Here is an 11,420-nt window from a genome sequence, read left to right as displayed (position 1 = left end):
GGGTGGGGGTGGGCTGGTGCAAGGAGGAGTTCGTCGCGACCGGCCAGGACTTCCACACGCGGGGGCGGCGGCTGGACGAGATGCTGCCCGTGCTGCGCTCGTTGTGGGCGGGCGAGACGGTCACCCTGGACGGCCTGCCCGCCCTGTCGATCTCCCCCGTCCCGGCCGGGCGCGTCCCCGTCCACGTGGGCGGTGACAGCGAGGCCGCCCTGCGCCGGGCGGCCCGGCTGGGCGACGGGTGGATCGGCAACCGCATCTACACCGAGGAGCAGCTCGACCCCGTGCTCGACACGCTCCGCCGCCACCTCGACGCCAACGGCAGGAGTGTGGAGCCGTTCGACATCATCGCGCCGCTGGCGGTGCTGCCGGACGCCGGCACCTACCGGCGTTTCGCGGCGAAGGGCGTGACGGGGACGCTGGCCGCGCCGTGGTGGCTGGCCACCCCGGAGGAGAAGTCCCGGTACGGCGAGGACACCCTGGAGCTCAAGATCGCCACCATGGAACGGTTCGCCGAGGAGGTCATCGCCAAGCTCTGAACCCACGCGCGTCCGAGGGGCAAGGCGGCCGGAAGGGGGCGACAACCTCCGACGCCGGCCCGCGCCCCTACCCCCGCCCGGCCGGCGTCCGCACCAGCGCTCCACCCGCGTTACCTGTGGCACCCGTGACGAGAATCATGCCCCGGATGCTAGAACAGCACGGACATGAAGGTGTCGACCTCGTGGAAGCCGACCTTGCGATAGACCGCGCGCGCCGAACGGTTGTAGTCGTTGACGTAGAGCGTGACCACGGAAGCGAAGCAGTTCAGCGCCGCCTCCACCGTGGCTGCCATGCCCGCCACGGCATGCCCCCTCCCCCGCAGCTCGGGGGCGACCCAGACACCCTGGATCTGGCAGGCGTGCGGCGTGACCGCGCCGATCTCCGCCTTGAACACCACCCGCCCGTCCTCGATGCGGGCGTAGGAGCGGCCGATCCTGATGAGTTCGGCCACCCTGGTGCGGTAGAGGGCGCCACCGTCGCCGAGGTTGGGCGAGACCCCGACCTCCTCGGTGAACATGGCCACGCACGCCGGCAGCAGGATGTCGAACTCGTCGGGTCGCACCCGGCGCACCAGCGGATCGGCGGGCACCGGCGGCTTGCGCGAGGTCGCCATGACCGGCTGCGCCCAGCGGATCGCGCGGGCGCGGCCCCAGTGCGGTTCCAGCCGCTCCCACAGCAGGGAGACAGCGTCGGCCGGACCCACGATGGACGAACACCGCCGCCCCTGTTTGCGGGCGCGGTCGGCGAACGCGTGCACGGCCTCAGGACCGGCGTTGACCGGCACCATGTTGGCCCCGGCGTAACAGAGTGACACGAGGCCACCGCGCGGCCCGAATCCCCACATCTGCCCGCCCAGCCTCGCCGGATTGAGCCCGACGGCCCGCACCCGGGAGGAGACGAAGACGTTCGCGACCGGATCGGAGTCAAGCAGGGCGAGAACTTCGTCCCGGTCGCTGTCATCGAGCACGCGCGACGCCGATGTACGCAGCATCACACGGTCAGACTACGCGAAGGGTTACCGATTAGCTCATCTGGCGATGCCCGCGGTAACCGATTCTTGACGTCATCGTCCGCCGAGCAGCCCCAGCAGCCCGAGCGAGCCCAGCAGATCGTGCCGCTCCCGTGACTCGGCGGCCATGCGGGCGGACGCGCTCGGCTCGGGCAGCGCGCGGCACCCGGCGTCCCGTGCCGGCAACGAGCCGTCACTCAGGTACGCCGACAGATGCCCGTCCACGCACTGGTTGCCCCCCAGCGACACGCCGTGGTTGCCGCCCTGCTCGACCACCAGGCGGGAGCGCGGGAAGAGACGGTGCATGGTCAGCGCCCCCCGGTACGGTGTCGCGGCGTCGTCACGGGACTGCAGGATGAGGATCGGCGGCAGCTTCGCCGACCCGCGCACGTTGACCGGCTCGCCACCGCGTACGGGCCAGAACGCGCAGGGAGCGTTGTACCAGGCGTTCGGCCAGGTGAGGAACGGCGCGCTGCGGTGCGACCTGGTCATGTCGGCCCGCCACTTGTCCCAGTCGCGCGGCCAGCGGGCGTCGCGGCACTGGACGCCCAGGTAGACGGCGTAGCTGTTCTCGTCCGCGGCGTCGACCTTGCCGTGCTTGTTGTAGAGGTCGACCAGCCCCTGCACCTCGCCCTTGCGGACGTAGGCCGACCAGGCCGCGGCGAACGCGGGCCAGACCTTGTCGCTGTATCCCGTGATGGTGAAGGTGTCGTCGAGCTCGCTCGGCCCCACGATGCCGCCGGCCGGGCGCTCGCGCAGCCGGTCGCGCATCGCGTAGTAGGCGAACGACGTCTGCCTGGTGGTGGCGCCGAGCCGGTATACGGAGTTGTGCTCGGCGGCCCAGCCCAGGAAAAGGCGGTGGCGGCGTTCGAAGGCGCCGTTCTGCCTGAGGTTGGACTCGTACCAGACCGTGGTCGGGTCGACGACGCTGTCCAGGACGAGCCGCTTGACGCGCTGCGGGAAGAGCGTGGCGTAGACGGCGCCGAGGTAGGTGCCGTACGAGTAGCCCAGGTAGCTGATCTTCTGCTCGCCGAGGGCGGCACGGACGGTGTCCATGTCCCTGGCGGAGTTCTCGGTGGTGAGGTGCGGCAGCAGCCAGGCCCAGCGGTTGCCGCACGCGTTGGCGTACGCGGCGGCCCGGCTGAGGAGCACCCGCTCCTCGGCCCGCCCGCGCGGCACGGCGTCCGGCCGCGGCGCCTTGTAGTAGGCGGCGGGGTCGACGCAGCGCATCGCCGGCTCGCTCGCGCCGACGCCGCGGGGGTCGAAGCCCACGATGTCGTAGCGGTCGCGCAGGTCGCCCGGCAGGTTCCTGGCGACGTAGGAGGTGAGGTTGCGGCCGGACGCGCCCGGGCCGCCCGGGTTGACCAGGAGCGTGCCGAGGTGGTCGGCGTCCCGCGACGTCTTGGCCTTGATCCGGTTGATCGCCACCTTGATCTGATGTCCCCGCGGCTCGCGGTAGTCGAGCGGCACGCGTACGGTGGCGCACTCCAGTTCGGCCGGAGCCGGCTTCCCCGGCGCCTGCGGGCACGGCCGCCAGGCCACCGCGGCCGGCGCGGCCGGCGCGCTTCTCGCCGCGCCGGCCACCGCCGTCCCGTCCGCGCTCACTGTCCCGGCGACGAGCACCGCAGTTCCGGCGATGATCCTCACTACCCGATTCACCCGGCCCCCTCCCATGTCATAGGCCTTGCGATACTCCCCTGGGTGATCGGGTCATGACGCTGGGTATGGGGAAATGCTTGCCATCATGTAATGGATCTGTTGCAAGGAGTGACGTGCCGGTCACGGAAAGCAGGAGACCCCGGGCCGATGGCGGGCCCGGGGTTTCCGTGTGCGTCAGGGGCGGGTCAGCCGACCGTGACCTGGGGGCCGGTGTCGTCGTCGAGGTCGATCTCGACGCCCATCTCCTCGGCCAGCCGCATGGCCTCCTCGATCAGGGTCTCGACGATCTGCGACTCGGGCACGGTCTTGATGACCTCGCCCTTGACGAAGATCTGGCCCTTGCCGTTGCCGGAGGCCACCCCGAGGTCGGCTTCGCGGGCCTCGCCCGGCCCGTTGACGACGCAGCCCATCACGGCCACCCGCAGCGGGACCTTCATGCCCTCCAGCCCGGCCTGCACCTGGTCGGCCAGCGTGTAGACGTCGACCTGGGCCCGCCCGCACGACGGGCAGGACACGATCTCGAGCCCGCGCTCGCGCAGCCCGAGCGACTCCAGGATCTGGGCGCCGACCTTGACCTCCTCGACCGGGGGTGCGGACAGGGAGACCCTGATCGTGTCGCCGATGCCCTCGGCCAGCAGCGCGCCGAAAGCGACGGAGGACTTGATCGTGCCCTGGAAGGCCGGCCCGGCCTCCGTGACACCCAGGTGCAGCGGGTAGTCGCACTGGGCGGCCAGCAGGCGGTACGCGTTGATCATCACGACCGGGTCGTTGTGCTTGACCGAGATCTTGATGTCCCTGAACCCGTGCTCCTCGAACAGCGAGCACTCCCACAGGGCCGACTCCACCAGCGCCTCGGGCGTGGCCTTGCCGTATTTCTGCAGCAGCCGCGGGTCGAGGGAGCCGGCGTTGACGCCGATCCTGATCGGCACGCCGTGCTCGGATGCGGCCTTGGCGATCTCACCGACCTTGTCGTCGAACTTCTTGATGTTGCCCGGGTTGACGCGCACGGCCGCGCAACCCGCCTCGATGGCCGCGAACACGTATTTGGGTTGGAAGTGGATGTCGGCGATGACGGGGATCTGCGACTTCCTCGCGATGAGGGGCAACGCGTCGGCGTCGTCCTGGGACGGCACCGCCACGCGCACGATCTGGCAGCCGGAGGCCGTCAGCTCGGCGATCTGCTGCAGGGTGGCGTTGACGTCGGCGGTCACCGTGGTCGTCATCGACTGCACCGAGACGGGGGCGTCGCCGCCCACCGGCACGCTGCCGACCATGAGCTGGCGGGAGTGGCGGCGTTCGGCGAGCGGCTTGGGGCGCACCGCCGGAATGCCGAGAGCTACAGATGACATTTCAACCCTTACTGTGACGACGCTTTCAGTCTAGGTAGTTAGCGGGACTGCCCTGTTGTGAGTTCGGCCGCACGGGCGCGGGCCCAGGAGTCGGCGGCCAGCACCTCGTCGACGGAGCCGGCCGGGGTGACGTCGTGCTCCTCGACGATCTGCGCGACGGTGTCGACGATGGCCAGGAACGGCAGGTCACCGCGCATGAACGCGTCGAGGCAGGCCTCGTTGGCGGCGTTGTAGACGGCCGGCGCGGTGCCGCCCGCGCCGCCGACGTGCCTGGCCAGCGCGACGGCGGGGAACGCCTCGTCGTCGAGCGGCTCGAACGTCCAGGTGTGCGCCTTGGTCCAGTCGATGGGCCGGGCCGCGCCGGGAATGCGACGCGGGTGGCCGAGCGCCAGCGCGATCGGCAGCCGCATGTCGGGCGGGCTGGCCTGGGCGATGGTGGAGCCGTCGACGTATTCGACCATGGAGTGGATGATCGACTGCGGGTGCACCACGACCTCGATGCGGTCGAAGCCGAGGTCGAACAGCAGGTGCGCCTCAATCACCTCCAGCCCTTTGTTGACCAGGGTGGCGGAGTTGATCGTGATGGCGGGCCCCATCGACCAGGTCGGGTGGGCCAGCGCCATCGCGGGGGTGACGTCGGCCATCTCGGCGCGTTTCATGCCCCGGAACGGCCCGCCGCTGGCAGTGACCACGAGCTGCTTGACCTCCGCGGGGTCGTAGCCGTCGGGCCCCGCCGCCCACAGGCACTGCTGCAGCGCCGAGTGCTCGGAGTCGACCGGCAGGATCTGCCCCGGCTTGGCCAGTCGCTTGACCAGGGGCCCGCCGATGATGAGGGACTCCTTGTTGGCCAACGCGAGCGTCCTGCCCGACTCCAGGGCGACCAGCGTGGAGGTCAGGCCGAGCGCGCCGGTGATGCCGTTGAGCACGGTGTCGCACGGCCACGCCGCCACCTCGGCGACGCCTTCGTGGCCCGCGAGGACCGTGGGGTGCGCGCCGTGCGCGGCCAGCGCCTCCTTCAGCGCCGGCACGGCCGAGGCGTCGGCCACCGCCACCGCCTCGACGCCGAACTCAGCCGCCTGCCTGGCCAGCAGGTCGACCTTGCCGCCCCCCGCCGCCAGCCCGGAGACCGTGAAGCCGCCAGGGTCGGCGGCGATGACGTCGAGTGCCTGCGTGCCGATCGAGCCGGTGGAGCCGAGCACGACGACGGAGCGGAGGGTCTGTTCATGCACCCGTCCATTGTCCCCGCTGCGTGGCGTACTCGGGCACGAGGCCCCGATCAGCCGCAAAGTACCTGACTTATGTGACGGGAGATAACTCAGTTGATTCGTGCCGGAATATCGCCATATCGGATCGCGCAAACCCTGAGAAATCTGGATATTGATGCCGCTACCTTCCAAGCTCACGTTCGATTTCGGGAGGTACGTAATGCACCGCAAAGTTGCTCTGATTTCCGTCCTGGCCCTCGCCGCGGGAAGCGCCGCCCTGCTCCCGGCGAGCGGGGCGCAGGCCGGCGTACAGGTGCGTCCTGAGCCCGCGCAGAAGGCGGCGGCGGATTCGGCGTCCGAGCGGCGCCAGGTCCTGACGTACTGGACGGAGCGGCGCATGGAGGCCGCCCCGCCGCTGGACGCGCCCGGACCCAAGGCCGGGGCGAAGAAGGCCATGGCGCAGCCCGCCGAAGGCACCCCGTGGACCGCCCCGCCCAGCGGCGCCTCGAAGAGCCGCGCCGCGTCGCAGGCGGCGAGGTCGTCGGGCACGCCCTGGACGAAGGGCGGCGCAGTCGTGAAGACCACGGGCCGGGTCTTCTTCACCACGCAGGGGCGCAACGCCTCATGCTCGGGCTCGGCCGTGACCAGCGCGAACAAGAGCGTGGTGCTGACCGCGGGCCACTGCGTGAAGATGGGCGGCGCCTTCCACACCAACTGGGTGTTCGTGCCCGGCTACGACAACGGCAGGCGCCCCTTCGGCACCTGGGCCGCGACCCGGCTGCTGACCACGCCGCAGTGGAACGCCCGCGAGGACATCAACTTCGACATCGCCGCCGCGGTGATCGCGCCGCTGGAGGGCAAGACGCTGGTGGACGTCGTGGGCGGCCAGGGCGTGGCGTTCAACCAGCCCAGACGGCAGCAGATGTACGCCTTCGGCTACCCGGCGGCGGCGCCGTACGACGGGTCGAAGCTCATCCACTGCAGCGGCCGCGCCTTCGACGACGTCGCGCTGTCGAAGGACCACGGCCTGACCTGCAACATGACCGGCGGTTCGAGCGGTGGCCCGTGGATGCTGAACTTCAACGAGTCGACCGGTCTCGGTACGCAGAATTCGGTGAACAGCTTCAAGTACAACTTCGCCCCGAATTGGATGTTCGGCCCTTATTTCGGAAACGAGGCTCAGGCTGTCTACCAAGCGGCACAAAACGCTAACGCCGCCTGAGCAACTCACCGAAAGTAGTCACAAGAACACATGTCGTGGTGCAGACTCAGGGAGCATGACCCTGAGCACCCCCATGCTCGCGAGGGCCCCGCTCCTCGCGGGGCTGATCGGCTCCGCGCTCCTCGGCGCGACACCGGCACCGCAGCAGGCCGAACGCCCCGTCACCGCGTCTGTCCCGGGCAGCGGGCCCGCCTCCATGGACGAGCAGGTCGTCCGGCGGGTCGTCCGGCAGGCGGGGATCGCCGAGCACGTGGCCGCGCGCACACCGGCCGACCAGCAGCGGGTGCTCGACTACTGGACGCCGCAGCGCATGGCCAGGGCCCTGCCGATCGAACTGCTCGGCCTAGCCACGAGCGGCAAGGGCCTGCTGGGCGATCTGACCGGCGGGCGCGCGCTCCCCAGCCTGCCGGGCGGGCCCGGCCGCGCGGCGGAACCGGCCGAGCCTCGCCACCACGCGGCCGCCGCGCCGAGCGCCGCCACAGTCGGCTCCCGCTGGGGTGCGGGCGGCCTCGTCGCCAGGACGACGGGCCGCGTGTTCCTCACCGTGGCCGGCGCGGACTTCGTCTGCTCGGCCAGCACGGTCAGGAGCGCCAACAAGGACCTCGTGGTCACCGCGGGCCACTGCGTCAAGGACGGCGCAGGCGAGTGGGCGGCGAACTGGACGTTCGTCCCGGGCTACAGGTCCGGCGGAAAGGCGCCGTTCGGGCAGTACACCGCCCGCCGCATGTTCGTCGCCGGCCCGTGGTCGCGCAGCGGCGACGACAACTACGACATCGGCATGGTCGCCCTGGCCACCTCACGCGGCAGGCACGTGGCCGACGTGGTCGGCACCCAGGAGATCGCCTTCAACGCGCCGCGCGGCGGCCAGGCGTTCGGCTTCGGCTATCCCGCCGACCCGCCGTACAACGGCAGCCACCTGGTCTACTGCGCGGGACGGCTGCGGGACGACCCGCACAAGCAGACCCGCGACCAGGGCCTCGGCTGCGCCATGACGGCGGGCTCCAGCGGCGGCCCTTGGATGACCACATTCGACCCCGGCACCGGCAAGGGCACGATCACGTCGCTGAGCAGCTTCAAGTACAGCGACGACCAGCGCACGATGTACGGCCCCTACCTCGGCGACGCCGCCAAGGCCCTCTACACCATGGCGGGACGCGCCTGACCACCCGAGGGGACGGTCACTTCAGTTCCGACTCCAGCAGGCCCATCATGAGGAAGTCGTGCCGCTTCCCCTTGGTGCGGAACGCCTCACGCCGTCGGCCCTCCTCGACGAACCCGACCCTGGTGTACGTCCGCACGGCCGCCGTGTTGTCGGCCACCACCCAGAGCGTCACCCGGTGCAGACCCATCTCCTCGAAGGCGTACTTGCAGATCACGCGCAGCGCGTCCGTCGCGTAACCGCCTCCCCGGTGGTCGGGGTCGCCGATGGCGATGCTCTCCAGAGTGGCCTCGCCATGGACGAAGTCGGTCTCGCCGAGCACGACGTAGCCGATCAGCCGCCCGCCGTCGAGCGTCTCGATGCCCAGCGTCATCTGCTCGAAGGTGTTGCGCGGGCGGTTGGCGCCCTTCTCCATGTTCTGGGCGAGGGAGATGGGCGGCGAGCCGTTCATCCACCGCCCCACCTCCGGATCGTGATACCACCGCCACAGAGGTTCGCTGTCGGCGGGTTCGAGGGCGCGCAGGCGCACGCGGTCTCCGGTCAGCATGAGATCTCCGATAAGTAGACAGGCCACGTCTACCAGGGCTCCGACAGGCGGAGCAACGGCTTTTCCCGCGTCCTCAGAGTGTCAGCCCGGTCAGCACCATGACCTTCTCGTAGGTGTAGTCGGTCATCGCCGCGCGCAGCCCCTCGCGTCCGACGCCCGAGTCCTTGACCCCGCCGTACGGCATCTGGTCGGCCCGGTACGACGGCACGTCACCGACGATCACGCCGCCCACCTTCAGCTCCCGGTTGGCCCGGAAGGCGGCGTCCAGCGACCGCGTGAACACCCCGGCCTGCAGGCCGTACTTCGAGTCGTTGACCATCGCGTACGCCTCGTCGACCGACGCGGCGGGCTGCAGGATCATGACCGGCCCGAAGACCTCCTCACGGACGACCTTGGCGTCGTGGGGCACGCCCGCCAGCACCGTAGGGGCGTAGGACGTGCCCTCGCGGATGCCACCCGCGAGCACCTCGGCGCCCGCGGCGACGGCCTCGCCGACCCACTGCTCCACCCGTTCCGCGGCGGCCTCCGAGACGAGCGGGCCCACCTGGGTCTTCTCGTCGGCGGGGTCGCCGGTGACGAGCCCCTTGACGGCCGGGACCAGCCGCTCGACGAAGGCGTCGTAGACCGGCTGCTCGACGATCACCCGCTGCACGGCGATACAGCTCTGTCCGCCCTGGTAGTTGGAGTAGAGGGCGATGCGCTGGGCCGCCCAGTCGAGGTCGGCGTCGGCCAGCACGACGGCCGCGGCGTTGCCGCCCAGTTCCAGCGTGACGTGCTTGCGCGGCACCTGGTCGGCGATGGCGTAGCCGACGGGCGCGGAGCCGGTGAACGACACCACGGGCAACCTCGGGTCCTGCACCAGGCCGGCGGCGCGCTCGTTCGGCACCGGCAGCACCGAGAACATGCCGGCGGGCAGGTCGGTTTCGGCCAGGATCTCGCCCAGCAGCAGCGACGACAGCGGCGTGGCGGGGGCGGGCTTGACGACGACGGGGGCGCCGACGGCGATGGCCGGGGCGACCTTGTGCGCGACGAGATTGAGCGGGAAGTTGAACGGGGTGATCGCCAGCACGGGCCCGTACGGGACGCGCGACACGTACGCCAGGCGCCCGGCCGCGGCCGGCTCGGTGTCGAGCCGCTGCGCCTCGCCGGACCAGCGGCGGGTTTCCTCGGCGGCGAAGCGGAACGTGGCGACGGCCCGCGTCACCTCGCCGCGCGCCCAGAAGATCGGCTTGCCGTTCTCTGCGGTGATCAGCCGGGCGATCTCGTCGGCCCGCTCCTCGATGCGCCGCGAGACGTGGGCCAGCGCCTCGGCACGCGCGTGCACGGGCAGCGCGGCGGCCTGCTCGGCGACCGCGTGCGCCGCCGCGACGGCCTCCTCGACCTGCGCGTCCGTGGGCACGGAATGGCGGCCGACCTCGCGGCCGTCGTGGGGGTTGGTGACGGTGAGCTCGGAGTCCCCGGTCGCTGGGCGGCCGGCCAGCCAGAAGGTACGCACGTCCATAGTTCTGACGTTATGCGAAGCGGACGTTCGGGGGTTACACCACCGTGCACAAGACTCCCACGAGACCTCACCGTTAAGTACAAGCCCTGTTGTATACCCATGATGTAACGGAACTAGACCCAATTCGGGATGTTTACCATGCGGAGTGGTTTGAGCGATCGTCGCTCTGGCTAAGTCATCGGATGCGGGTCTCCAGCGTGGTGGGCCCCCGATCAGAAAGGCGTGGGCCCCGTGACCGAACACCGTGAGGTCACAAGGACGCATAGCTCCTTGGCCGCTGAGGAGGTCTCATGATCTCGGCGCCGCTCGGGCTCCAGGGCGCCTACCTCAAGGGAGAGCGCGCCAGCCACGACGAACTCCGCTCCCACCTCCTCGACGTGGCCGTCAACCTCCTCGAATCAGACGGCCCCGACAGCCTCACCATGCGCAGGATCGCCGCGGAGGCAGGGTGCACGACGACCGTCATCTACACGATGTTCGGCAACCGCGAGGGCCTGGCGGAAGCGCTTTATCTGGAGGGGTTCGAGCGCTTCCGCCGCTACCTGGAGTCGGTGCCGCAGCGGCGCAGCCCGTTCGAGCACCTGACCGCGCTCGCACCCGCCTACCGTCAGGCGTGCCTGTCCGAGCCCGGCTACTACAGCCTCATGTTCGAGCGGGCGATCCCCGGTTTCGAACCCAGCGAGCGCGCGAGAACCCTCGCCCGCGCCGCACTCAACATCCTCGACCGCGTGATCGCCGACTGCATCTCCGCCGGCTACCTGGTTCCGACCCAGCCCCGCAAGATCGCGGACGCGCTGTGGGCGGCGGCCCAGGGCGCGATCAGTTTGGAGCGTGCCGGGCACCTGCGCGACGGGCGCACGTTCGAGGCGGTCACCATGGCCACCATCTGCTGTTACCAGGTCGACAAGCAGGCCTGACGAAGGGGTGCGCGCCCCGCCGCCGACCGGTCAGCGGCGGGCCGCCTCAAGGGCGAACCACAGCTCGGCGCGGACGCCCGGATCGTCGAGGTCGCGGCCGAGCAGTTCGGCCACCCGTTTCATGCGGTAGCGCAGCGTGTGCCGGTGCACGCCGAGCCGCTGCGCCGCCGCGTCCCAGTGGCCGTTGCTCTCCAGGTACGCGCGCAGGGACTCCACGAGTCCGGCCCGGGAACCGTACCCGGCGAGGGGAGCCAGCAGCGCGGCCGAGAACGCCTGGGCGTCCGCCTGATCGAGCAGCCCGAGCACACCCTGCCC

11 protein-coding genes are annotated in these 11,420 nt (G+C 70.6%); 4 read left to right on the top strand and 7 right to left on the bottom strand.

What is annotated here, in order from left to right; genetic code table 11:
• Positions 1–536: LLM class flavin-dependent oxidoreductase (locus tag E1267_RS39145; protein ID WP_132340602.1), on the top strand; the 536-nt coding region annotated here is incomplete at its 5' end.
• A 149-nt stretch (positions 537–685) separates the two neighbouring features.
• On the opposite strand, the gene E1267_RS39140 is transcribed toward E1267_RS39145, so the two are convergent.
• The 4 genes from E1267_RS39140 to dxr form a co-directional block, all read right to left on the bottom strand.
• The gene (locus E1267_RS39140) at positions 686–1,528 is read right to left on the bottom strand and encodes a GNAT family N-acetyltransferase (RefSeq protein WP_132340608.1); all 843 of its coding nucleotides are present in this window, start codon (positions 1,526–1,528) and stop codon (positions 686–688) included.
• A 72-nt stretch (positions 1,529–1,600) separates the two neighbouring features.
• Positions 1,601–3,205 carry an alpha/beta hydrolase gene (locus E1267_RS39135; protein ID WP_165960046.1) on the bottom strand — a complete coding sequence of 535 codons (1,605 nt, stop codon included), beginning with the start codon at positions 3,203–3,205 and terminating at the stop codon, positions 1,601–1,603.
• A gap of 185 nt (positions 3,206–3,390) precedes the next feature.
• The gene (gene ispG, locus E1267_RS39130; RefSeq protein ID WP_132340600.1) at positions 3,391–4,554 is read right to left on the bottom strand and encodes a flavodoxin-dependent (E)-4-hydroxy-3-methylbut-2-enyl-diphosphate synthase; all 1,164 of its coding nucleotides are present in this window, start codon (positions 4,552–4,554) and stop codon (positions 3,391–3,393) included.
• 38 nt (positions 4,555–4,592) lie between these two features.
• Positions 4,593–5,783, bottom strand: coding sequence for a 1-deoxy-D-xylulose-5-phosphate reductoisomerase (gene dxr / locus E1267_RS39125; protein ID WP_132340598.1), 1,191 nt, complete (start codon positions 5,781–5,783; stop codon positions 4,593–4,595).
• Between the two features lie 196 nt (positions 5,784–5,979).
• On the opposite strand from dxr, the gene E1267_RS39120 reads away from it, so the two are divergent.
• Entirely contained in the window at positions 5,980–6,981 is a 1,002-nt protein-coding gene (locus E1267_RS39120) for a trypsin-like serine peptidase (RefSeq protein WP_132340596.1), read from the top strand.
• Positions 6,982–7,036: 55 nt separating this feature from the next.
• Positions 7,037–8,143: a trypsin-like serine peptidase gene (locus tag E1267_RS39115; RefSeq protein WP_165960045.1), complete on the top strand. Its 1,107-nt coding sequence runs from the start codon at positions 7,037–7,039 to the stop codon at positions 8,141–8,143.
• 16 nt (positions 8,144–8,159) lie between these two features.
• On the opposite strand, the gene E1267_RS39110 is transcribed toward E1267_RS39115, so the two are convergent.
• Both E1267_RS39110 and E1267_RS39105 read right to left on the bottom strand, forming a co-directional pair.
• Complete coding sequence (locus E1267_RS39110) at positions 8,160–8,687, bottom strand: GNAT family N-acetyltransferase (protein ID WP_132340594.1); 528 nt, start codon at positions 8,685–8,687, stop codon at positions 8,160–8,162.
• A gap of 73 nt (positions 8,688–8,760) precedes the next feature.
• The gene (locus tag E1267_RS39105) at positions 8,761–10,188 is read right to left on the bottom strand and encodes an aldehyde dehydrogenase family protein (protein WP_132340592.1); all 1,428 of its coding nucleotides are present in this window, start codon (positions 10,186–10,188) and stop codon (positions 8,761–8,763) included.
• 290 nt (positions 10,189–10,478) lie between these two features.
• Between E1267_RS39105 and E1267_RS39100 the strand changes: the two genes are divergently transcribed.
• Positions 10,479–11,105 carry a TetR/AcrR family transcriptional regulator gene (locus E1267_RS39100; RefSeq protein WP_132340590.1) on the top strand — a complete coding sequence of 209 codons (627 nt, stop codon included), beginning with the start codon at positions 10,479–10,481 and terminating at the stop codon, positions 11,103–11,105.
• A 30-nt stretch (positions 11,106–11,135) separates the two neighbouring features.
• On the opposite strand, the gene E1267_RS39095 is transcribed toward E1267_RS39100, so the two are convergent.
• Positions 11,136–11,420 (bottom strand): PucR family transcriptional regulator (locus E1267_RS39095; protein WP_132340588.1); only part of this gene is annotated, 285 nt, incomplete at its 5' end.

Source organism: Nonomuraea longispora (genome assembly GCF_004348345.1).
In the GTDB taxonomy this organism is placed as follows: domain Bacteria; phylum Actinomycetota; class Actinomycetes; order Streptosporangiales; family Streptosporangiaceae; genus Nonomuraea; species Nonomuraea longispora.
This window is presented reverse-complemented; position numbering and strand designations above follow the sequence as displayed.